This is a genomic window from Hanamia caeni, assembly GCF_003721595.1.
Taxonomy (GTDB): Bacteria; Bacteroidota; Bacteroidia; order Chitinophagales; family Chitinophagaceae; genus Ginsengibacter; species Ginsengibacter caeni.
In genome coordinates, this window is record NZ_RJJR01000007.1 from 127348 (window position 1) to 153468 (window position 26121).

The following is a 26121-nucleotide window of genomic DNA, read 5'->3' on the forward strand; positions in this document are numbered from 1 at the left end:
ATGTTGAAGATGCACGATTTAAAGAATTCCATAAGGTTTATCCAACATATAAAACCGTAAATTGCATTATGGCTATCAGAAAGACCCCATACGAAGAAGAAAATTTTGTTGACTCCACTAAGCCGGTCTGGAACTATTCTTTGTTTGATGAGGAGGAGATACGCAACTTTCAAAATGGCACCAATTATAATTTGTATAATTTTTTCGGTTCTCATCCTCAAACGGTATTAGAAACGGAAGGGTATTATTTTGCAGTATGGGCTCCTAATGCCACTTACATCAGTGTTGTTGGCGATTTTAATAATTGGAATACAGAAAGTCATCCTTTGTTTGTGAGGCTTGACCATTCAGGAATCTGGGAAGGTTTTATCCCTCACATAAAAGAATTTGAAAGCTATAAATATTATATTGTCGGGTTCGAAGGCGCTCAGTTATACAAAGGCGATCCCTTTGCCAGGCATTGGGAAACACGGCCATTTACTGCTTCGAAAACAAAGGAAATTCGCTACGAATGGAGCGATATAACGTGGATGGATAAACGAAAAGATCACAATTCTCTGGAATCGCCATGGAGCATTTATGAAGTGCATCCCGGAAGCTGGATGAAACCTAATCCTTTTGACGAGGATTCTTTTAATTCTTATGATCAGCTGAGAGAACGGCTTGTGCCATACGTAAAAGATATGGGCTTTACTCATGTAGAATTTATGCCTGTTATGGAATTTCCTTTTGATGGAAGCTGGGGATACCAGGGCTGTGGTTATTTTGCGCCCACTTCGCGGTTTGGAATTCCTGAGGATTTTATGCGACTGATTGATGCCTGCCACAAAGAAGGTATCGGGGTAATTCTTGATTGGGTGCCTTCTCATTTTCCAAACGATGCACATGGACTATATATGTTTGACGGCACACATACTTATGAATATGCCGACATGCGAAAGGGTTTCCATCCAGACTGGAACTCTTACATTTTTAATTATGAAAGAGCCGAAGTGCGTTCTTTTCTAATCAGCAATGCGCGCTACTGGTTTGAAATGTATCACATTGATGGAATGCGGGTTGATGCGGTTAGTTCCATACTCCGGCTGGATTATTCGAGAGAAGAAGGAGAGTGGGAAAAAAATGAATTTGGAGGAAATGGCAATCTTGAAGCGATCGCATTTATTAAGAATCTGAATGAAATGGTCTATCGCGATTTTCCTGATGTGCAGATGATAGCCGAGGAATCCACCGATTGGCCGGGCGTGACACAACCTACTTTCGCCGGTGGGCTTGGTTTTGGAATGAAATGGATGATGGGATGGATGCATGATACATTGGATTATTTTGAAATCGACCCTCTTTACCGTAAAGATTACCAGAATAAATTTTCCTTTAGCATGGCGTATTATTACGATGAAAATTTTATTCTTCCGCTGAGTCATGATGAAGTGGTTCATGGAAAATCTCCAATGATTTATAAAATGCCAGGCGATGAATGGCAAAAATTTGCAAACCTGCGCGTGCTGTATTCTTATATGTACACACATCCCGGAGGCAAGCTGCTTTTTATGGGTAATGAATTTGGCCAAACCACTGAATGGAATTATAAAACTGAATTGGGCTGGTATTTATTACAATACGAGCCGCACCAGAAGCTTCACGCATTTTTTAGAGATCTTAATAATTTGTTTACATCCAACCCGGCATTTTACGAATACCAGTTTGATCCGAAAGGTTTTCAATGGATCGACCTGGATCACAGAGATGAAAGTGTGATCGTTTATATGCGAAAAGGTAAAAACGAAAGTGAAAATATTTTGGTGGTTTTCAACATGACACCCGTTGAAAGATATGATTGGAAAATCCGTGTTTACGGCAAAACCCACTGGAAGCAGATATTCTGCAGCGACGATGCAAAATATTGGGGCACAGGAAAATTTTCTGAACAGGAGATTCAACTGGAAGAACTCGATAAAAAAACCAGGCACATGGAAATAAATCTGAACCTTCCGGCGTTAAGTGCAATAATACTTCAATAGAAGTTTTCCCATTAAGCAGTAAACAAGCAAATAACCGGAATCTTATTTCTTAGTTATCAGTATTCCGTTATCGAAATTCAAAAACATGAAAACCCTTATCATTTTTTTTGCATCGTGCGTATTTTCCGTCATAACTTTTGCCCAAAATGCAGACAGCGCCAATTTTTATTACAATAAAGGATTGAAAGCGCAAACTGATGGATTGTTTGCAATTGCTGCAAAAGATTTTGAAAAGGCTGTCGACTTTAATCCTTCATTTACACAGGCGTATATAGCTAATGGCGAAACTAACCTATCAATGCGGGCGATTTCCAGAGCACAGGAAAATTTTAATAAGGCCTTCCAGTTGCAGCCAGACAATGCCGAAGTTATTCGCCATCTTACCACTTTATATTTTAATAATCATCAGTATCAAAAGGCAATTGAATTTGCGCAAAAATGCAAAGCCTGTGATGATGCTGGCCGCATATCGGGCATGAGCTTTTATCACCTGGAAGATTATGGAAAAGCTGAAAAATATTTAACCGGCTATCTAAATAATAACAGCACCGATGCTGAAGCCTTGTATACATTGGCGCAAACTTACGTTGAGCTTGAAAATGAAAAAGCGGCTATTAATGCAATGCAGAAAGCTGTGGAATTAACTCCGGGAAAAAGTGCGTGGCTGTATGATTTGGGAATGATGTATTATAGCCAAAACGATTTTAAAAAAGCGCTTACTTATTTCGATTTGGCCGCACAAAATGGCTACAATAAAACAAATGCATTTTATGAGAACTATGGTTTTGCTCAATTGTATTCCGGTGATACCGAGAATGGAATTAAAACCCTGAACATTGTTTTAGAAAGAAAGCCAAACAATAAAGAACTGCTGAATAATATGGCTCATGCCATGTATGATACCCAAAAATATAAAGAAGCATTAGACTATTTTACAAAAATCCTGGATACGGATTCTACGGATGCCACCACGCTTTATATGGCGGGCATGACTTTTCAAAAATTGGGTCAAAAAGAAAAAGGCCAGAAGATTTGCGATCATGCAATTGAAATGGATCCGTCATTAGCCAAATACCGGCAGAAAAATCAAATGCCAATGGGGCTTTAGAGGGGAATCTCTATTTAGTGCATTCTTTTTTGAGGCAATCATCATTGCTGAATTCAGTTTCCAGGGTTATATGCTGAATGTTCATGTGCTCCAGCCGGTGCTTCAATTTATTTTTAATCTCTTTTATCCCGTTAATATTATCGCAATGCTCAATTACCATGTGCGCCGTCATTGCATTTTCAGTGGTGCTCATTGCCCAGATATGGATATGATGCAAATTTTTTATTCCATCCAGATCTTCTGCATTTTTTTTAATTTCTTCTATACTGATATCCTTTGGAACGGCGTCCAGCGTGAGCGCGAGGCTTTCCTTAAGCAGGCTCCATGTGCTGCTTAGGATAACAATCACAATTATTAAGCTGAAAACCGGGTCAATCCAATAAAGTTGAGTAAAGTAAATAATAATTCCTCCTATCATAATTCCAACGCTTACCAAACCATCAGCAAGCATGTGGAGATAGGCTCCTTTAATATTTAAATCGCTGTTCTTGTTTTTCAAAAACATAAAAGCGGTTGCAAAATTTATGACGATTCCGATGCCGGCCACGATGGCAATTGTTTTACCAGGAAGGGGAGGGGGATGTGAAAATCGTTGAAAGGCAGCGTAGGCAATCGCTCCGACAGAAATAAGCAAAATAACACCGTTTACCAGTGAGGCAAGAATGGTAGTTTTTCTGTAGCCATAAGTATATTTATTATTGGGCTTTATTTTCAACATCCTGAAAGCCAGGAGCGATAGCGCCAGGCTTCCCACGTCTGCAAGGTTGTGGCCGGCGTCTGATAATAAGGATAAGGAATCAACCGAAAACCCTATGACAGCTTCTACCACCACAAACAAACTGTTCAGCACAATGCCAGTTACCAGCGCCGTGTTAACGTTTGTCAGCTTTTCAAAATGGTCATGAGCATGATGAGAATGATTGTGCTCCATCTGTAAAGTTTATTAAACAAAGGTATCTTTTTAAGCCAGAGATTATTCCTGAAATTATTTAGATAAATTTTAAAAAAAGCAGGATGCCGTGGGATAGTGTATTGAAATTATCCACATTCTTAAAATATTTTTATATAATTCCTTATATTGCAAATACATTTAATCCAAAATAATATTAATGAACCCTGTTGAGATGTGGAAAACTGTTGACGGTTATTCGCCTCTTGTTTCCTTTTTAAATACTGTTTCTCCGATATCCAAGGAAGCTATGGATTTTCTAGACAAAAGCACAACCTTGTTATCCATAGAAAAGAAAAAATTTTTACTTAAGCCTGGAGCTGTAGTCACTGATTTTTATTTCATTATCAAAGGTGTAATTCACGGATTTATTAAGGAAGGGGATAAGCAAATAACAACATGGATTAATGAAGAAGGAGAAATTGTGAGTTCTATCCGCAACCTGGGCACCAATAAGCCTTGCGAAGAATACCTGCAGGCGCTTGAAGATTGTGTTTTGATTGCCATACCTATCGCAATAACAGAAGAAGCTTTTGAAGTTTATCCGGAAACCAACGCCGTGGCTCGCCGCTTATGGGAAGACAATTACCGCGGCGCTGAAGAGCGGGCGTATCTGGGCCGCATTCCTTCGGCCGAAAAAAAATATAAAAAGTTTATTGAGAAAAATCCAAATTTAATGAACCGGATTCCCCTGAAATATATTGCTTCTTACCTGGGCATGACCGTAGAAACACTATGCAGAATAAGGGCAAGGCAACGATAAAGGCCGTATTTATAAATCTTTTTTTGAAGATCGTTTCATTGTGCAAATAAAAAATATACATTTTTTATTTGTTTACTGCCAGATACAAAGTTTGCAGACGAATCCCCCGGCGATTAAACAATCTGCTTTGTCCCGTGTATATAAAATTATTTTGATTTTTATCAATATTTCAATGAGATGAAAGTTAATTATTTCATTGTAGCATTGGATGATATCTTCTGAAAGTAAAGCTGGACAAGCATTTAAGGTCTATATAGCTCTTTTATATTACTTTTTTTAAAGATTTGCCTGTTTAGCCAAAATGTAGTTTTAATACTACAAGCTTAAAGTTTTCGTTTTCAAATTAAATATTCTTTCACTGGCAGAATGGTATTAGGCCGTATTTAAAAGAAGAACGTTAATTTATAAAGCAATAAGTGAAATTCCAAAATCTGATCATATTAATAGTTAAAAAGAAAAGGCCTGCCGCGTTTCCATCAAAAGGCTTAGCGTTATTTTTTTGGAATTTTTTCAAAACAGCTTTTTCTCATCCGATTTTAAATAAATTAGTACTTCTTTTTTTTGGCTCTGTTTTTATGTGTTTAAGCTCCTCCGCTGATTATATTGTTGCAAATGGAGTAACTATAAATGCCGCTTCTCTTGTTGGACAATCCGGCGTACTTACTATTAATGGAACAGTTACAGTTTCCTCTGACGTAACATTAGCTGGAATTACCGATGTAATTATTAATGCGCCAAATGGCAAAATTTACTGGTCTAATAACAGCAATCTGATTTTTTCTGTGGGAAGTAATATCACTATCAATAATTCTGCGCCGGGCCTGCAAGCGAGCGGAAGTAATGGCGCCCAAAGACTATACATTGGGAATGCAATAGTTGCGGTATCGAGCGACAATGCTAATAATGCTGATTTTAGTTTTGCAGAATTTAATCAGCTCGGAGGCCTGCCGAAATACAATATCAATTTCAATTCAAATGTATGTAGCGGCAGTGCAATTATTTCTTCCGTAATACCAGCAAAAAGTGCCCCGGGGGTAACGTACAGTTTTTCATGGTCAATCACACCTTCCGCCGGAGCCTTTACATATAACAGTGATCATTCTGTTTCAAATATCTTTCCTGCTAACGGAACTTATACAATCACTTGTATTGCAATTGCCAATACTTACGAAACAATTTTTAATTTCAATATCACAGTTAGCGCTGCTTATACATGGAAGGGTATTAATACCAATTGGAGTGATGCTGCCAACTGGTGTCCCGGAATTCCGGGAACTGCTGCATCAGTTACTATACCTTCCGGCGTCCAAAGCCCGGTTATTTTATCGGGGAATACAGCATCTGTCCATAATCTCAATATCGACAATGGTGCTTCATTAACCGTAAATGGAACACTGCGGATTGCAGGTTCTGTTTTAAATAGCGGATCACTTGATGTCACCAACGGAACAATAGAAATGAACGGAACTTCTGCTCAAATCATTGCCGGCAGCATGTTTACAAACAAAGCAATTAAGGATTTAATAATAAACAATACAAGTGGAGCAGGCTTATCTGTTTCATCAGCCGCCAATGACACCTTAAAAATAACTGATGCGCTTACATTTGGTAATGCTGGTAGCAAGTTTCATACAGGTGATAACATTACCCTTGTTTCAAATTCTTCGGGAACAGCAAGAGTAGGAATAGTAGGCCCTGGAAATTCAATCACCGGCAAAGTAATCGTAGAAAGATACATCAACACCGGCACCGGCGCGGGTCAGCACGCAAAGTCGTGGCAATTTCTATCCGTTCCCAGCAGCGGACAAACCGTAAGACAAAGCTGGATGGAAAATGGAAGTACATCCGGTAATTATGGAACCATGATAAGCGGTCCGGCAGGCACCGCAGCAGGCTTTGATATGTATTCCGTAGCACCTTCTCTGAAATATTTTGATGAAACCATAAACAATTGGAAAGGCGTGTCAAGCGCTAACGACCTGATAGCCAATACCGGCGGATATATGGTATTTATAAGAGGAGACCGCACCGTAACCGGGACCACCCAGGCCAGCAATCGGACGGTATTAAGAAGCAAAGGCACACTGTTTACAGGTACCCAAATGCCAATAACCGTAAAAGCCAACTCATTTCAATCTGTAGGCAACCCCTATGCATCGCCGATAGACTTCGCTTTAATCACAAAAGACCCCTCAATAGATAATGTCTTTTATGTGTACGACCCGTACCTATATGGCAGCTACGGCGTAGGTGGCTACCAGACGCTTAGCGGCGTCAATAACTGGAAGCCCGTTCCTGGTGGAACCAGCGCATATCCAACAACTATTTTTTCTTCCATTATCCAGTCAGGGCAGGCCTTCTTCGTGCATTCCGGCAGCAGCACCGATGGCAGCCTTACTATAGCAGAAGGCAGTAAATCCGCAACAGGAAGGCCCGGCCATTCCAACAGGGAAGCTACGGGCTCAACCGTTGAAGGCAGGCAGTTTTTACGTGCCAGCCTTATTACCTCAACCGGTGTCATGGCCGATGGCAATGTAGTGGCCTTCGATAAAACCTACAGGGATAATATAGATGGCAATGATGCCGTAAAAATTGTAAACAGCGGAGAGAACTTTGCTGTAAAGAGAGAAGGAAAGTTGTTGACCATAGAAGCCAAAAGCCCGCTTTCAGAAAACGATACCATCTTTTACAACCTCTCGAACCTCAGTAAAACGACTTATAAGCTCATTTTTGCTCCTGAGAATATGTCAGCTTCGGGGTTTCAGGGTATATTGATAGACAAATACCTGAACACAGAAACCGCGGTAAGCTTAAGCGACAGCACCATTATCGAAGTAGCCATAACCTCAAATGCAGCCTCATCGGCGGCAGCCCGGTTTAAGATGGTCTTCAGACAAATGGCCGCATTGCCCGTAAACATTACCTCTATTACAGCGATAAATAAAGAAGCAAAGAATATCATCCACTGGAGCGTTGAAAACGAAAGCGATATACGGCAGTACGAAGTAGAAAAGTCGACAGACGGAAATCAGTTCTCCGAAATGGCCGTGGTAAACCCGGAGAATACTAAAAGTGGAGACTACATTTCCGAAGATGGGAATGTAAACGCTGCCATCAATTATTACCGTATCAGAATCGTAAGCAAAGATGGTAAGGTAAGTTATTCGACGGTGGTGAAAGTAAACATTGGAAAAATAATAGCTGCTATCGAAGTTACACCCAACCCGATTCTTAACGAAACGATTCACCTTGTATTCAGGAATGAACCGCCCGGGAAATATACCATAAGCCTGTCGAACCAATTGGGGCAGGCAATTTTATCAAAAACGATCCTTCACACCGCAGAAAGCGCTTCAGAATCAATTTCGGCTAATTCGATTAGTAAAGGGATCTATAATTTATTAATTGTGAAACCGGATGGAAATAAAGAAGCTTTGAAGATCATTTATTAATTAGTAAATGTGAAAAAGTTAAATGATGTACTGATTTGTCAATTAGCCAATTACGATGAACAACGTGATTTACATTATAAATTAATTCATAATCTGGAAATACTGGAGTAAACAATAACGTGGCTTCTTTTTCGTTGGATTATCAATTCATGTTGATTTTGAATGAATGTTCAGCTGACCAACGCCATTAAAATAGGAACGAAACACTTCCTGTATTTCCTGATGCTCATTATTCTGATGTGCACTGGCACCGGTATGGCTTATGCAGCAGGTGATAACGGAAATCCGGGAACCATTAACTATTCATTAAAAACCTTAAGTACTTCCTGTGGTGTTCAGATGCAGGATTCAGTGGTTGGATATACCAAATCTAATACGAATAACCAGATATTTTACCTTCTTACCGTAAAAAATACTGGAAGTGCAAGAGACTCTTTCAACTTCAGCTATACCGCAAGAAGCACCCCATTGTACACCTTTATTGAGACAGTTAACGGAACAATTATTACAAAAACACCTGGTATTGAACCTGGGGCCAGCTATCAATTTATCATTCGCTTTGTGGTGCCAAATGGTTCGCCGGCTGAAACAACCAATTATACAAATCTTGTTGCATCTTCTTCAATATGCGGGACTACTACCACAGATACTACTCATCTTTTAACTAACCTGTATAGCGGTAAGGTTAGTACGGGGGATAGTTGTGATGTTCAGATAAAAAAAACATCTGATAAAGGAACGGTTACAGCCGGAAATACTATTACTTATACCGTTTCCATTATTAATAATCTACCTGGAATAGCCAATGATGTATTCGTAAACGACACACTTGCGTCTTCACTTGTTTACCAGTCCTCAGCGGTAACGGTGGTACCTTCCAACTTCAGTTATTCACTTACCTATAACTCAGCTTCCCGTGTAGTACAATTCAGGGCACTAACCGCCCTTGGGCAAAGCCAGCCCATTACGTTCACGATAAAGGTCAAAGCCGTTTGTACTGCCGTTCCTTCTGTTAATAATAAGGTGGTGGTAAGTTCTTCTACCTATGACAATAAATTCAGTAATGACACTTCAAGTGTTGCTACCAATGTCACTACCTCCTATACTAGCCCAACTGCAGTTCCTGTTACCAGTTGTTATAATTCATCAGCAACGTTAACTGCCTCCGGAGCTGCTTCAGGCATAGGATACAAATGGTATACTTCAAGTTCGGGAGGAATTCCCCTGACTACAGGCTCAACCTATACGACACCTGTTTTAAATAGTTCCACCAGCTACTATGTTTCGTATTACAATGTAGATACAGCAGTGTGTGAGGGTCCGAGGACAGCGGTTGCCGTAACTGTAAAGTCAGCGCCTGTTGTAACCGCCCCTTCCGGTACTACAGTATGTCCGAATGATGCTGTTACTTTTACGGAAAGTGCATCCGGCACAAGTCTTACTTACCAATGGCAGGTTAGTACCAATGGGGGAAGTAGCTGGACTTCATTAACCAACACTGCTCCCTATAGCGCGGTAACCGGTTCAACGCTTGGTATCAGCAGTGTGACCTACCTGATGAACGGCTATCAATACCGCTGTAATGTAGCTTCCGGTGGATGCACGAATACCATTTCCAGTTCCGCTGCCACCCTTACTGTAAGAAAATCTTATACCTGGCTGGGCGTAAATACAGATTGGGATGATTCGCAAAACTGGTGCTCAGGAGTGCCAGATTCATCTTCAGATGTAACAATCCCCCCGGGATTGACTTATTACCCCGTAATAACCGGAACGGCAAGTGCCCATGACATCTATACGGGTAGCGGCACGACGGTAACACTTGATGCGGGGACGATAAGGATCTTTGGGACAATTACCAACAATGGGGTTTTCGATGCGCGGACAGGAATCGTAAATATGAAAGGAAGCAGCGCACAAACCCTTGCAGGAAGCATGTTCACCAATAAAACCATAAAAAATTTAATCATTAGCAATATAAGCAGCTCCGGGCTATCGGTTTCCTCAGCTCCCAATGACACACTACTAATAACCGGGGCGCTTACCTTCGGTAACGCCACCAGCAAATTGAACACTGGTGATAACATCACACTGGTTTCAAATGCTTTGGGAACCGCCCGGGTTGGAATTATCGCCCCTGGGAATACCATCACAGGTAAAGTAACGGTTGAATGTTATATCAACACAGGCACCGCCACAGGCCAGCATGGAAAGGCATGGCAGTTTTTATCGGTGCCCACTTCAGGCCAGACAGTAAAGGAAAGCTGGATGGAAAATGGAAGCACTCCTGCAAATTATGGAACCATGATAAGCAGCCCCGGCGGCACAGGCGCAGGCTTTGATATGTATTCAGTAGCTCCTTCAATAAAATATTTTGATACCACAACCAATAATTGGAAAGGCGTATCCAACGCGAATGACCTTATTGCAAATCAACAGGGATACATGGTTTTTGTAAGAGGCGACCGCTCCGTTACTTCAATTACAGCGCCCGCCAACACAACAGTTCTTAGAACCAAAGGAACCCTATTTGCTGGAAACCAGCCGGCCATAACCGTAAAAGCCCACTCATTTCAATCTGTAGGTAACCCGTATGCTTCACCCATAGACTTTTCTTTAATCACCAAAGATGCCAACGTAGATGAGGCGTTCTATACTTATGACCCATACCTGTATGGCACTTATGGAGTAGGAGGCTACCAGACCTTAAGCAGCGTAAATAACTGGAAGCCCGTTCCCGGGGGAACCAGTTCTTATCCAACCACCGTGCTATCTTCCATCATCCAGTCAGGACAGGCATTTTTTGTGCATTCATCTTCTGCAACAGATGGTTCGCTTTCATTGACCGAGGCTTGTAAATCCACTGCTCCAAGGCCGGGCCATTCATCCCGCATCGCCGCAAAAACCAATGAGGGGCAAAAGCAGTTTTTGAGAGCCAGCCTTATCACCAATACAGGCCTTATGGCCGATGGCAACGTAGTAGCCTTTGATAAGAGATACAGGGATAATATCGATGGCAATGATGCCGTAAAAATAGTAAACAGCGGAGAAAACTTTGCCGTAAAGAGAGAAGGAAAGTTGTTGGCCATAGAAGCCAAAAGCCCTCTGTCTGCAGAAGACACTATTTACTATAACATCAGCAATTTAAATAGAACTAATTACCAACTATCCTTTGTACCCGAAAACATAAAAGCTACCGGTTTGCGGGGATTTCTTTTAGATAAATTCCTGGGTACAGAAACCCCTGTAAGCCTCACCGACAGCACCTCCATTAATATAACAGTCTCAACAAATTCTGCTTCAGCGGCACCAGATAGGTTTAAAATAGTATTCAGGCAAATGAGTGCATTACCCGTAACAATTACTTCTGTTACTGCGACAGTAAAAGGAATTGATAATAGAGTTCAATGGGCAGTTGCCAGCGAAAGCGGCATCAAAGAATATGAAGTAGAAAAATCTACAGATGGAAACCAGTTCAATCAAATACAAGTGGTAAAAGCAGTCAATATTGGAAAAGGGAATTATGAAGTGACCGACAAAAATGTAAATAGCGGCACTAATTACTACAGGATAAAAATCGTAAGTGTTGATGGAAAGGTAACCTATACCCAGGTTGTAAAAGTAATTAATGGAAAGCAGCAAGGAACGATTTCCATATATCCGAATCCAATTAATGATGATGTAATCCATTTGCAACTCAATAGCCAGCCTTCAGGAATCTATAAAATAAAATTATACAATGCAGCAGGACAGGTATTACTTTCCAAAAATATTTCTTATGCCGGAGGCAGCAGCGCAGAAGATATTAAATGTGATAATTTGCCTAAAGGGATTTACCAGTTACAAATCAACAAGCCTGATGGGAATAAGCATGTTGCAAAATTTATTTATTAACTCCTGGCGACCTCTTTTCACTATCAAAATTAAAAATGTTCTTTTTTATTCGTTTACTATATTCGGTCTTAAGAACTCCAATTGTAAGTCGCTCGACTCATTCATAATCAGGATTACTTAAGATAATAACCACAGAGCCATTTGAAAGAAAGCTATCATATTTAAGACCGCAAATGTTGACATCGCACTATTGCGTGAATTTACGCTTCGGAAAAGTTCACAAGGTTTCTATAGGGTTGCTTTTGGAAATGTAATCAGGATCAATTTCGGTAAATTGAAACCTGGGAAGCCATCTTATGTGGTTTTCATCAACAATCAATAGTATTATTACGAGTTTAAAAATAAATGGTTGCATTAATCCCTGATGATTTACGAAGGCTGATACGAAAAAGTACGAAAAAAATTTTCGAAAAAACTTTGAACTTCCATTACGGATATTATCTTTGTAGCCCCTAACAGAATATTTCATAACACTTACACTATTTGTCTGCTTTACAAGGCAAAAATTCCCAATTTTATCGTTCGCCTTTATCCCCTGAATAATAACCATCCTTTCCTTTCGGTTTAACCAAAACAATCCGCATCCCTTGTAATGCCTCATTACATTTTAAACCAAGGAAAAAATATTTAGTCATGAGGATCATTTTTATTCTTTTAATTGCAGGATTATTAAACACACTAACTGCCCAGGTAACTAACGCGCAATCACCTGTCATCAACAGCCTTGTTAAAAAATCATACAACGGATCGGATGTAAGCTGCTATGGCATAAAAGACGCACAAGTAACCGTAAATGCGAGCGGTGGCACAGGAATATTGAAATACTCTGTTAATGATGGTGCTTACCAGGAAAGCAATGTTTTCAGCAATCTTGAAAACGGGCATTATTTTTTTAAAGTAAAAGATGCAAATGGAAAAATTGCGCGCAGAATGGATATTGATGTTAGTACCCCTAATCCACTTCGCATCACCAGCCTTTATAATACAGGAGGAACTTATGGAGGAAGCACCTCTTGTTTTGGATCCGCCGATGGCTCATTTGGAATTTCGGTAGATGGTGGAACCGGAACCGTGCTGGCATCAAAAGATAACGGTGTTACCTATCAGTCGGCTTATTATTTTGATAAACTGACTGCCGGACCGTATGCCGTCAAAATTAAGGACGTGAATGGTTGTATGGCGACAGGCAATTATACCGTAAAGGGCCCTGACCCAATAACTGCAACTTTTAATCAGACAGATTTTTCCTGCAGTGCTTCAAGAGGTACAGTAGTAATCACCCCATCAGGCGGTGCAGGATCATATTATTACAACGTAGATGACGGAGCTACCACCTGGAGCACTAAATTACAGAACCTCTCCGAAGGGACTCACAACGTTAAAGTAAGTGACTACAGGGGTTGCAACGCTGTGGTGCCAGTCACTCTTTCTAAAAACTATACCGGCACGATTTCCGGCACTTCTGCTATTTGCACCGGGTCAACTACCACGTTCAACATCGCTATCTCCGGAAGTGTCAGCAATAGTTTTAGTGCTGTTTATCAAGATAATTCCGGTAATAACTTTACTGCGAACGGCCTCATCTCCGGCAATAACACTGTTATTACCCAGCCTGTGATTGTCAACAATCAATCTTATTCTCTTGTATCTGTTACCAGCCAAACCGGTTGCTTAGGTGTCGTAAGCGGATTAGCAACTGTTAGGGCTACCAATCCCGGCACATGGTTAGGCAACAACAGCAACTGGAATGATGGCAGCAACTGGAGTTGTGGCGCCATTCCTACCCTGAGCACAAATGTAACTATTCCTTTAACGAAAAATAACCCGGTTGTTCCTTCAGGAATTGCAGGTGTTAAAGACCTTACCATCAACCAGGGAGCGACTCTTACTATAATCGGTACTTTACAAATTGCAGGTTATATTGGAAATAAAGGTGAATTTGATGTAACAAACGGAACGCTTGAATTTGATGGAGGATCAACTTCAGCAAAGGGACCAACCGCACAAACCATTTCAGGTAGCTGGTTCGTAAACAAAACAATCAATAACCTTAAAATAAGCAATACCAAAGGGCTTAGCCTTTTCTCAACTGCAAACGACACTTTAAATATTACAGGAATTCTTTCTTTCGGTAAAAGCAACTGTACTTTTAATACCAACAATAACCTCACTTTAAAATCCACAGCCAAAGCCACCGCAGGTGTTGCGGATATTACGGCTAATGGTACATTGAAAGGCAACTCAATTAACGGAGATGTAACCGTAGAACGGTATGTAAATATTGGTGATTTGCCTGGCCAACATAACAAGACCTGGGTGATGGTTTCCACGCCAACAAAAGGCAAAAGTATTTACCAGACATGGATGGAAAATGGCGACAAAAATGTCAGCGGATTTGGAACACAAATAACAGGAAAAGGAATTGATTTTGATGCAAGCTCTGTAGCCCCGGCTATTAAATACTTCAGTGATGCCACTAATAATTGGGTGGCCGTTACCAACACAAATGATCCGGTGTATAATCCTCTGGGCTATATGCTTTTTGTAAGAGGCGACAGGAGAACCGTTTATCCAAACGTAAGTAATACAACGTTGAGAACTACCGGCAGTTTAATCACAGGCTCAACTAATGTTATTGCTGTGAAAGCTGGAAAGTTTCAGTCAATTGGAAACCCTTATGCTTCTGCGGTAGACATCAGGAAAATTTCAGCCACCGGAATAAATCCTGACATTATTGTTTGGGATCCAACGCTAACAGTTGGTAATCCTTATGGCGTGGGTGCTTATCAAACGCTGTATAAAGATGGCAGTAACTATCGTAACTTGTTAGCATCGCCAACCTTTGGCCCGGCAGGCACAATTAATAACAATATAGAAAGTGGCGTTGCATTTTTTGTACAATCATATAATACAAATGGACAGGTATATTTTACTGAAAGTGCGAAAGTTTCTACGGTCGGAAAAGGTATTGCAATGAGAGAACAAACTAATGCGGATGATGTGGCGGGCCTCAGCGTAAGATTGTTTGTAGTAACCGGCAACGGTTCATCGTACGTGGCTGATGGCGTTCTTCAACAGTTCAGCTCACAATTCAGCAATGAGATTGACGGTATGGATACACGAAAAATTTATAACAGCGCTGAGAACCTGGCAATCATTTCAAATAACCAAAAACTGGTAATCGAAAGAAGAAAGGAATTATCAGCAACCGATACTATTAACTATCAGATTACGAATGTAACCAATCAAAAATACCGGCTCGTATTTACCGCTTCAGGTATCGAAAATTCTGCAGTCAATGGCTTTGTCCTCGATAGCTATACAAAAATCGAAACTCCATTAAACCCTGATGGCGATACCCAGCTTGATTTTATTGTTTCTTCTGATGCTGCCTCAAAGGCTGCCAATAGGTTTAAAGTTATTTTCAGGGCTTTACAAACCACTCCTGTGACAATTGCCTCCGTAAAAGCGAATGCTCAGAACGATAAAGTGTCTGTTGACTGGAACGTCGAAAACCAAAGCAACATGAAACAATACGAAGTAGAAAGGTCTGCTGATGGAAAAAATTTCAGTATAGTGGCTCAGATAGCTGCGAACAACAATTCATCTTCTTCTTACAATTGGTTAGATGAAAACGCGGGTCAGGGGAATAACTACTATCGCATTCGCAGCGTGGATGTAAATGGCAAAATCGAATACTCATCCATAGTAAAAGCACAAATAAGCAATGTTTCTGTTGCGGTAAAAATATACCCGAATCCTGCAGTTGATGCAAAGGTGAATATCCGGTTTGAGAATCAGCCGGGAGGTGTTTATTATGCCCGCCTTCTGAATTCTATTGGACAGGTAATAACTTCTAAAAAAATCGTTCGCACCGCAGGCAACAGCATTGAAACTATTGAATGGAATAAAAATGCGGCAAGAGGAATTTATAACCTGCAAATCACTATGCCGGATGGAACGATGAATGTAAGCAGGATTCAGTATTAATTAATAAGCGCTTTTTAATCCTTACAGTCTATAAATTCAAAAAGGTTTTGTCATGCAATCGCAAGGCAAAACCTTTTTGTCAATTTATACAAAAGTTAAATCAACTATTACCACACTTCATAAGCGAGTAATTTATTTTCTTCTTTAATTCTTCTGCCTTCTTTAATAGTATAATAAACAGCGGCACTTACAATCACTGCACTTGTTATGAAAAAAAAGGCAGTGCTGCTTTTTTTCTTTTTTTTATTTGGGGTTTCTTTTTTCATCTTCTTCGCGCAAAAAATATATTGCAATATAAGAAAACAGGCTTTTAAAAAAAAGGCAGCATTTCAAAAATGTGTTTGTTTTTTGTTATCAAAATCATTAAAGATGCTGAAATGCAAGGCCGGTGACGTTTGCATTTTTTAATGATTTAAAATATTCACCGGCAAAATAATTTCCCACCGGTTGCTGCCTTTGTTTCCATATATATCGCTATCCAAAAGCCGGCTGTACCTGATACCAAATGAAATATTTACCTGGTTCCACCATTTTGTATCAAAGCTTAATTCTGAACCCAGCGAACGAAATGTTTGAGAAAATAAATTATTTTCTTTATCCCAGTCTTTAACCTCCGTATCATCATAAAAAATATTAGATCTTATGCGAAGAAGGTAGAGTATATTTCCGAAACCCTTATCAGGAAAGGCGAGCGGTAAATGATAATTAATTCCCCATTTAAACATTTTATAAAAATTCAAGGCCTGATAACCCCTTGAAAATGGAAACGCATTGGAGAAATTGAGTTGACGCAAGGTGTCTCTCTGTAGCCATGCCATATTCAAAACCAAACTGTGCGTTTTGCTGATTGCGGGTAAATAAAAATTTCCATTTGCTACAAACTGATAGCCCTTTACATTTTGAACTGCAGTTTTGTAAGAAAGAGAAATGCTTTGAGCGAAAGAAGGAAAAATTTGTTGTGATGCTTTTTGCTGCTGATTGTTAAAAGTCAAAAAATTATTGATATAGCTATACGAAGAGGATATCGAGTCTTTATAAATTCCTCTGAAAAATCCCTGGCTATACACGTATTGCGATCCAAAATTTAAATTTGTAAAAGACCGGCCCTTACTAAGGTTTAGCGGAATGCTAAAGCCTGCAAACGGTTCTATCTGGTTGTAGCGAATTACGTTCTGATGATACAAAACCTTTCTGTCCTGTAAATAATTTAAACCGCCGCTTACGAAAGGAAACCATGCTCCATAAGTACCGGCGAAAGAAATTTCTTTTGATTTTTCTGCGCTGTTGTAGGTAAGTGAAAGGCTCGATTGAAAGGTATTTAAAATATTTTCACCTACCACGCTCAGCGTGTACAGCGGATCATTAACAGCAGGTTCTATGCTATGGAAATTAAAAAGCCTGAAGCTTTTTCGGTATTTCGAAACAGCAAAAGAATCACCAGGAACTTCCTGTAATAATCCTGCGTTGGTGTTGTCTAAAACCGTTACTCCAAAATTTGATATCTTTTCTTCCAGTTCAGCCGGATTTATTTCTTCGAAAATCACGTCTGATTTTTTAATTTTTTCCAGCCGGTAACCTTCTGCTGTAAACGTGGACCAGCCTGCAAAATCTTCATTTATGAAAGGATGATATTTGCCAATGCCGGCAGATTTGCCAACATTAATTAGCCATAGCTTTTTATCAGAAAATGTAAAAGCAAAAAGGTCAACATTTTTTTTAAACGCTAAAGAAAAATAAAGTGTGTCATTAAAAATGAAAGGAAATCCGGAAACGTGATAGCTGAATGGCAGCAGAAATTTTGTTTCATTATTTTTCAAATCAATTTCGGCAATAGACATTTTTCCTGCCGGGTTTCTTACTGCTGAAATAATTTTATTGTTTCCATAATATTTGGGATAGGTATAAAAAAGATGATTCGGATTTGGAATTTCCTTTATCAGTTTTCCGGATTTGGAATTTAGCAAATGCAACGAGCTTTTGCCCGAAGGTGGTGCATTTACAACTATGATAGATTGCCCATCTTCACTGATATCCGGAGAAAAATATTTCGTTTTGTTAGAAATCGTGTATTCATCACCGTTAGTGACATCTATTATTTTTAAATTATTAAAATCACGATAGCCCCAGCGCGTGTCAGGCTTGTAGGAACTATAAATTATTTTGCCGTTGCGATAGCTAAAATAATTATCCAGTGAATAATCCTGTACTCTTAATTTATGTTCTTTGCCGTTCTTAAGAATGATAAACTGAGGTATCTCTTTTGAAGATGATTTTACGAAAATGATTGCGCCGTCCTCAGTAAACGAAGGAAACTGCTCATTTTTTATTTTGCCCGGAATGGGATGGTTTTTTTCTCTTTCATCATCAAACTGTCTTTTGAAAAACTCAAATGCATTGTTCCTGAAAGAGGCATAATTAACGCCGGCGTATTTTTTTATTGCATGTTGAAAGGGATAGATGGGGCTTTTAAACGAAGCTGCATCGTGCGTTACTTTTTTCCAAAACTCATCGCCATATTTTTGCCGCCCGTAAGCTACCAGCAGGTAGCCAAGCGCATAATGGTCAGGAACAAAATCTTTTAAAGATCCGTTTCTTAATTTCATCCAGCTATAATGCTTTCCCGCCTTCCACAGCGAACGGTAGGCATCGAAAAACTGTGGCAGATTTCCCCGGCCCTGGGCGCTCAAATTGGTCTCGTTATATACCGCATCGCCTTCGTAAAACCAGTTAGGGATGGCTGCGTTGTTGGCCACGGCTCTTCCTTCTTCACCAAAAATTTTACCCATTAATTTTGAAAGGCCAACGTTGAAATTGTTATATTGCTCCACGTGCCTGTATTCATGAATGGCCAGTTCATCGGGCCACGGAAGGCTTCCCATTTCAAAACTGTTGGGTTGGGGATTTAAAAGAAACTCGCTTCTGAAAGGGCCAAGACCTACATAACCATTTGAAACGAGGGTTTGATTTTGCAGCACTATGTTTATCTTTTTCGAGTAATGGCCAATGGTTTGTTGTGTAGGTTTTGCCGTAAACGAAATTATATTCGTAATCCGGTTTGCCACTGAATCAAGCCTTTTCGGGAAAATGACTCTCGAATAGGAGGTGTTGATCTGTCGCCATTTTATTGAAGGAGGATCGCCCCCGAATATTTGTGAGTAAGATGGAAAAGCAAAAAGAATGAAAAAAAAGATGAACAAAATTCTTTGTAAAAAGGGCATAGTATATTTTCTGAAATAAAGATAACAAATTGTTTTTCGGAAGATTAACGCACTTCTGATGGTTTTGAACAAACTCATTTATTTGCCAGTCAGATTTCCGTCCCGTTTTATCAAACATTTTATAATTTTATTATTCAGGCGGCGTTAGTAAGCAAATAACTTTCACTTCTTTTTCAATGAAAAGATTATTCACTTTTATATTTCTGGTATCGGTTGCTATTGCATTTTCATGTAAAAAAACTGTACATAATATCAGCAATTCGCTGGCGGAAAAATATTTTGAAAAATATGTTATTGGAAATGATTTTGTAGTTACCCTGGCAAAAGACAGCACTGCCGATTTTACTGCCGATTATAAAAATTATAAGTTTATTCTTTTGGAAACCGACTTACTTCACGGCCCGTTAAAAGCAGTTTCCGGAACTCAAACTTACATGGGCTCGTGGCAAACAAATGACGATTACAGCAAGCTTGATATATCACTTCCAGACTCGATAGTTGCATTTAAATTTCTTAGCCGGAGCTGGCGTTTTACCAAAAAAGCAAATCCTACACTTGAACTGGCGCCCTGGGGAAGTACGGCGCCCATTGTGCTTCACATGACGCGCAAATAGATTCGCGCATATTGCTGCTTACGCTTTTTTATTCTATAAGAAATTAAGATTTGTTTTAGTGAAGCAATAAATAACTAACGTTTTGCGTTTTAAACAGGTTATAATTTTATTGATCTTTTCTTAAATATCCAAATCTTGAAGACCCTAACCTTCTGTAACTATTTAATAAAAGCTAAAAAACACCTGTCTCTATTTGCAGTTTTTTTTCTGTCAGGATTTTTAGTAAAAGCCCAATTAAAGGCAAATTTTGAAGCCACGCCTACCTCAGGATGTGCTCCATTAGTCGTTCAGTTTTCTGATTCCTCTTCCGGAAATCCCAGCCAGTGGAAATGGGATCTTGGAAACGGCACCTCGTCTGTATTACAGAATCCCTCAGTTGCCTATTTCAGCCCTGGAACGTATACGATATCTTTAGTAATTAAAAATGCCTATGGCATAGATTCGGTTACAAAAGTCCAATACATAACTGTTTATTCAGCGCCGGAAATTAATTTCAATGCATCAAAAATTACCGGTTGTTTCCCCCTGACTACCAATTTTTTTGATTCCAGTGTGGCTGGCGATGGCACACTAAGCACATGGCAATGGGATTTTGGTGATGGAAATTTTTCTGATATCCAAAATCCGCAGCACGTGTATACATCTGAAGGCAATTTTAATGTGTCATTGAAGGCTACAAATATTTATGGATGTGTCACTTCCAAAACAATTAAAAATTACATCGCGATTAATACAGGGGTAAAAGCAGATTTTTCAAACTTAGCTTCTAAAACCTGCAATGCGCCTGCAACAATCAGTTTTGTGAACAAATCTTCGGGCGTGGGTAATCTCAGCTATACCTGGGATTTTGGAGATAGCGCCTCTTCATCGCTCGAAAATCCCAAACATACGTTTACTAATTCCGGCAGTTATTCAGTAAGCCTTATTGTGAATAATGAAGCAGGGTGCAGCGATACGCTCTTAAAACCAAAATTGATAAATGTTGGCAGCACTGTGGCCGATTTTGATATCCCGGCTGTAGTTTGTGCCGAAACCCCGGTGCTGTTACAAAATACCAGCAAACCTACGCCCTCAGGTGCTTCGTGGAATTTCGGGGATGGTACTTTTTCGGATTCTGTAAATGCAGTTAAAATTTTTAAACTCCCAGGAGAGTATTCCGTTAAGATGAAAAGTAACAACGGTGCCTGCATGGATTCTATCACGAAGCTTGTTACTGTTTTACCGAAACCGGTTGTCAATTTTACCACCGCCGATACGATCTCATGCGGCGCTCCCTTTACGGTAAATTTTCAGGACAAATCTTCAGGCTCGTCCAACTCATCCCGCAGCAGGATAGCAGGCCAAAGTTATCAGTGGGATTTTGGAGATGGTTCCATTTCAAATGAGCAAAATCCAACGCACACTTATACTAAGGAAGGAAGCTATACGGTAAAATTGTTTGTAACCAATGCAGCAGGCTGCACGGATAGCCTCGTGAAAAAAGCGTTTGTTAAAATAAAAGCGCCGGTAGCTGTGCTCAATGGTTTGCCGAAAAGTGGCTGCGCTCCGTTAACTCATCAATTTTCATCTTCCATCAACTCGCTGGAGAAAATAAGCAAATATCATTGGGATTTTGGTGATGGAACTTTTTCAGATTCAATCACCCCTACTCATACGTACACTTCCCCCGGATTTTATACCATCACACTTACCTACACAACAGTAGGCGGATGTACAGATTCAGTGGTGAAAACGAATGGAATTGTGATAGGCCAGAAACCAAAGGCTACCTATATAGCTGATCCGCTGGAAACCTGCGCATTTAAACCTGTAAATTTTAAGGATAACAGTGAAGGTAATCCCGACCAGTGGGTTTGGTTTTTTGGAGATGGATCAAGTGCTACAACTCAAAATCCATCTCATTTGTACAATGATACCGGCTTTTTTTCAGTAACACTGATTGCGATTAATAACGGTTGTGCAGATACACTGACAAATAAAAGCCAGGTTCACATCAATCCGCCCGTTGCGCGCTTTACTTATCAGGCAACCTGTTCAACCCCGCGCCAGGTGATTTTTAAAGATCAGTCTGTGGGCGCTGATTATTGGTTATGGAATTTTGGCGATGGAACTACTTCTACCGAACAAAATCCATCCCATGTTTATAACAATCCGGGCCTTTATGAAGTTACTTTGACAGTAACCAACCAGGCAAGCGGCTGTTCGGAAAGCAAAACAATATCAGTAAAAATAATCCGTGAAATCGCAGATTTTACCTTGAGTAATGCAGAAACCTGCAGAAACGCTCCTGTCACTTTTAATGCGGCCAATATTAACCCGGCCAACATCAATTTGTATACGTGGAAGTTTGGCGATGGTGCTACTATCTCCGGTACATCTTCCTCCGTGGTTCATAATTATAAAAATGCATCTTCCTACAACGTATCATTAATCATCCGTGATGTAAATGGTTGTATTGATTCAATTACCAAACCAACAGCGGTGACCGTTAACGGGCCTACTGCTGTATTCCGTTCAACAGTAGATGGAACTTGCATAAATTCAACTGTAAACTTTCTCGACAGTTCTTATTCTGACGGTAACCACCCCATCCAGCAATACAAATGGAACTGGGGCGACGGAAAGACTGAGGAATTGAGTTCCGGATCTTTTAATCATGCCTACACTACTTCGGGCAATTACACAGTTTCGCTCGTCGTAACTGATACCAAAGGTTGTTCCGATACATTGAAAAAAGTAAGTGCGGTTGTTATTTCGAACCCTGTAGCGGCTTTTAAAGCAGATACCTTATCATGCACCAGTAAAGCAATAAATTTTACTGATTCTTCTTCCGGCCCATCTTTAACTTATACATGGGATTTTGGTGATGGAACTACGTCTAACCAAAAAAGCCCGGTTCATCTTTATCCCGTTGAAGGATTTTACAATGTAAGCCTTTCTATTGTTGATAAATATGGTTGCAGCAGTTCTGTATCCAAACCATCTTATGTGCATATCGGAAATCCCGTTGCAGATTTTACCGTGAGCGATACAATCGGAACTTGCCCTCCTTTAATTGTAAATTTTACCAACACGTCTGTAAATTATTCAAAATGGAGATGGGATTTCGGCGATGGCACTTCCTCAAATGAACGCAATCCTTCGCATTTTTATTCCACTGCGGGCACGTTCTATGCTGTGCTCACCATTTATGGTGCTACAGGATGTGAATCTTCCAAAACACAAAAAATTGTGGTGAAAGGGCCTTCCGGTGCGCTTTCTTATACAACAGTCAGCGGATGTGCGCCTTTAAAAGCCACCTTTCAGGCACATACAAAAAAGAACATTTCATTTGTTTGGGATTTCAATGACGGAACTACCATCACCACCAATGATTCGAATGTGGTGCATACGTACACTTCGCCCGGCAAGTATTTACCTAAAATAATACTGCAGGATGCAAGTGGCTGCAAGGTAGCCGTGAAGGGAAAAGATTCTATATCAGTGTATGGAATTACAGCGTCTTTCGACCATAATGGAAGACTGGTATGTGATTCAGGCGAAGTAAGTTTTGCCAATACAAGCCTTACCAATGATGTGGTTTCCTCCTATTATTGGAATTTTGGTGATGGCACAACATCTTCTTCCGCATTTCCAAAGCATGTATATACCACGCCGGGAAGTTATAAAGCTTCTTTAAAAGTTGTAACAAAAAATGGCTGTGTAGATTCTGTTCAAAACCCTGCGAAAATCATTGTAAATCCGAGCCCCAAACTAGCTATTAAGGGAACTGCAGGCGCTTGTGTTCCTGCCACTATCAGCTTCACGGGTGCAGTTTCTAACCCGGATACTTCAGTGGTTTCATGGAAATGGGATTTGGCAAATGGCAATGTTTCAACACTTCAGAACCCGGTAGCCCAAACGTATGCAACATCCGGAAACTACACGGTTAAAGCAATCGGTTTAAGCACTAACGGATGTAGCGACACAGTAACCAGGCAGGTAGAAGTGTATCCTTTGCCAAAATTATCAATTGCCGCTGATACCGTAGTTTGTTATGGTTCTTATCAAACCTTAACGGTGAGCGGCGCTGAAACTTACTCATGGAGTTCGTCAAAATATTTATCATGCACCAATTGTGCTGCGCCGGTTGCACGTCCTGATTCTGCCATTACATACCATGTAAAAGGCACCAGCAGCAAGGGTTGTGTATCTTTTGACTCTATTTCGATTTCTGTTAAATATCCGTTCAAACTTTCTGTAAGTAAAGCCGATACTTTATGCATAGGTAAATCTGTAAAATTAACAGCCAGCGGCTCTGAAAAATATTCATGGTACCCGGCGGCCGGCTTGAGCAGCGTTTCAATTGCCTCGCCGGTTGCTTCGCCCGATAGCAGTACCACCTACCAGGTAGTAGGTTCTGACTCAAAAGGATGTTTTACCGATACTGCCTACATTCCCGTGAAAGTGTATCCTATTCCACAAGTGGATGCCGGCGCGGACCAAAGCATTAATGTAGGAAGATCCATAAAGATTACGCCTACGCTCTCGGCAGATGTAACAAGATTCGAATGGTCGCCCACTATTGGGATTGTTTCGCAGGAAAATCCAGACATTACAGTGAAGCCGACGCAGTCTGTCGAATATACGTTGCGGGTTAAAAATGCGGGCGGTTGTATCGCTGAAGATAAAGTATCGGTGTATGTTTTGTGCGACAACTCTAACATTTTTGTGCCCAACACTTTCTCTCCTAATGGCGATGGAAATAATGATGTTTTCTTTCCAAGAGGAAGCGGTGTATTCAAAATACAAAACATCAAAGTGTTTAATCGGTGGGGCGAAGTGGTTTTTGAAAAATCAAATTTCAATGCCAACGATGCGGCCGCCGGATGGAATGGGACTTTCAAAGGAAAGCCACTTGCTGCAGATGTGTTTGTGTATATCATGCAGGTGATTTGTGACAACAACAGCACGCTGACTTTTAGAGGAAACATCACCCTGCTACGATAGAAAATTAAGAATCCAATTAAGAAAAAAGAATAAATCCTTATGAAAACTGTTATCCTGAAATCCATTTTTGTATTGGCCTTGTTTTGTGTTTTTCAAAACAAAGGCGCAGCACAAGACCTTCATTTTTCCCAATTTTTTGAAACGCTTCTTTTGCGAAATCCCGCGCTGGCTGGTGTTTTCAGCGGCGATGTAAGATTGCAGGGCGTGTTTCGCAGCCAGTGGGGTTCCGTTACAGTGCCGTTTCAAACCACATCACTTAACGGAGAATACAAATTACCTGTAGGCAATGCAGATGATTTTCTTACGCTGGGCGGCGCCATTCTATATGACAAAGCCGGAACAATTGGTTTAAATTCCACAAGCGTGATGCCCGTTTTGAATTATCACAAATCATTGAGCGAGGTAAGAAATACCTATCTGTCGGCGGGTTTTTCTGCAGGAATAGTGCAGCGTAAATTTGACCCGTCAAAAATGACAACCAACAACCAGTACGATGGTTTTGGAGGCAGTAATTCCATGCCAACCGGCGAGGAATTTGGTGAAAGCAACTTATTGTATTTTGATGGAAGTGCAGGATTGAGTTTTAATACGCAGGTGGGCTCGCGGCCAGATAACAACCTGTATTTTGGAGTGGCCTATCATCATTTTAATAAGTCTGCAAAAATTTCATTTTACAACAATAGCAAGGTGCATATCGATCCGAAATGGGTATATTCTGCGGGACTAAGAACGACGGTGAACGATTATGCCTATATCACTTTTTATGCTGACTATTCCACACAAGGGCCTAATTCGGAAATCATCGGAGGAATGTTGTACAGTTTGAAATTGGATGCTTATCCTGACGATCCGCAATACGTTATTTCCGGCGGTGGCTTTTTAAGGTGGAACGATGCTTTTATTCCCGTGGTTAAACTGGATATGAATCCATTTACATTTGCCGTAAGCTACGATGTAAATGTTTCAGCCCTCAAAACCGTCAGCCAGGCCAGGGGAGGATTTGAACTCTCACTTTCTTATCAAAGATTTCTTGACAGGAACAACTCCACTAAAAATTCAATCAGGTGCCCGAGGTTTTAGAATCGTTTTAAATATGCACGCCTCGCACATCCGTTCTTTTTTT

At 40.3% G+C, this 26121-nt stretch carries 12 protein-coding genes; 9 read left to right on the forward strand and 3 right to left on the reverse strand.

The window, feature by feature from the left end; all coding sequences use genetic code 11:
- Positions 1–68: 68 nt before the first annotated feature.
- Positions 69–2021, forward strand: coding sequence for a 1,4-alpha-glucan branching protein GlgB (gene glgB / locus EFY79_RS09915; RefSeq protein WP_123120551.1), 1953 nt, complete (start codon positions 69–71; stop codon positions 2019–2021).
- An 85-nt stretch (positions 2022–2106) separates the two neighbouring features.
- Positions 2107–3129 (forward strand): tetratricopeptide repeat protein, encoded by a 1023-nt coding sequence (locus EFY79_RS09920; RefSeq protein ID WP_123120552.1) that lies wholly within the window; start codon positions 2107–2109, stop codon positions 3127–3129.
- A 10-nt stretch (positions 3130–3139) separates the two neighbouring features.
- Here EFY79_RS09920 and EFY79_RS09925 read toward each other — a convergent pair whose 3' ends face one another.
- A complete protein-coding gene (locus tag EFY79_RS09925) occupies positions 3140–4060 on the reverse strand; it encodes a cation diffusion facilitator family transporter (protein WP_123120553.1) in 921 nt (306 codons plus the stop codon).
- A 178-nt stretch (positions 4061–4238) separates the two neighbouring features.
- Between EFY79_RS09925 and EFY79_RS09930 the strand changes: the two genes are divergently transcribed.
- From EFY79_RS09930 to EFY79_RS09950, 4 genes are all read left to right on the forward strand, one after another.
- On the forward strand, positions 4239–4841 hold the full coding sequence (locus EFY79_RS09930; protein ID WP_123120554.1) for a Crp/Fnr family transcriptional regulator: 603 nt from the start codon (positions 4239–4241) through the stop codon (positions 4839–4841).
- Between the two features lie 575 nt (positions 4842–5416).
- Positions 5417–8293 carry a T9SS type A sorting domain-containing protein gene (locus EFY79_RS09935; protein WP_148041899.1) on the forward strand — a complete coding sequence of 959 codons (2877 nt, stop codon included), beginning with the start codon at positions 5417–5419 and terminating at the stop codon, positions 8291–8293.
- A 162-nt stretch (positions 8294–8455) separates the two neighbouring features.
- Positions 8456–12187: an Ig-like domain-containing protein gene (locus tag EFY79_RS09940; RefSeq protein WP_123120556.1), complete on the forward strand. Its 3732-nt coding sequence runs from the start codon at positions 8456–8458 to the stop codon at positions 12185–12187.
- A gap of 633 nt (positions 12188–12820) precedes the next feature.
- Positions 12821–16177, forward strand: a complete 3357-nt coding sequence (locus EFY79_RS09950) for a SprB repeat-containing protein (RefSeq protein WP_123120558.1) — start codon at positions 12821–12823, stop codon at positions 16175–16177.
- Between the two features lie 107 nt (positions 16178–16284).
- On the opposite strand, the gene EFY79_RS21425 is transcribed toward EFY79_RS09950, so the two are convergent.
- Both EFY79_RS21425 and EFY79_RS09955 read right to left on the reverse strand, forming a co-directional pair.
- A complete protein-coding gene (locus EFY79_RS21425) occupies positions 16285–16443 on the reverse strand; it encodes a hypothetical protein (RefSeq protein WP_158605192.1) in 159 nt (52 codons plus the stop codon).
- 138 nt (positions 16444–16581) lie between these two features.
- The gene (locus tag EFY79_RS09955) at positions 16582–19395 is read right to left on the reverse strand and encodes a hypothetical protein (RefSeq protein ID WP_123120559.1); all 2814 of its coding nucleotides are present in this window, start codon (positions 19393–19395) and stop codon (positions 16582–16584) included.
- 176 nt (positions 19396–19571) lie between these two features.
- Here EFY79_RS09955 and EFY79_RS09960 point away from each other — a divergent pair, with 176 nt between their 5' ends.
- The 3 genes from EFY79_RS09960 to EFY79_RS09970 all read left to right on the forward strand — a co-directional run bounded on the left by EFY79_RS09960 (position 19572) and on the right by EFY79_RS09970 (position 26078).
- Positions 19572–20009, forward strand: coding sequence for a hypothetical protein (locus tag EFY79_RS09960; RefSeq protein WP_123120560.1), 438 nt, complete (start codon positions 19572–19574; stop codon positions 20007–20009).
- Positions 20010–20144: 135 nt separating this feature from the next.
- Complete coding sequence (locus tag EFY79_RS09965; RefSeq protein ID WP_123120561.1) at positions 20145–24998, forward strand: PKD domain-containing protein; 4854 nt, start codon at positions 20145–20147, stop codon at positions 24996–24998.
- Between the two features lie 39 nt (positions 24999–25037).
- Positions 25038–26078, forward strand: a complete 1041-nt coding sequence (locus EFY79_RS09970) for a PorP/SprF family type IX secretion system membrane protein (protein ID WP_123120562.1) — start codon at positions 25038–25040, stop codon at positions 26076–26078.
- The last annotated feature ends 43 nt before the right edge of the window (positions 26079–26121 follow it).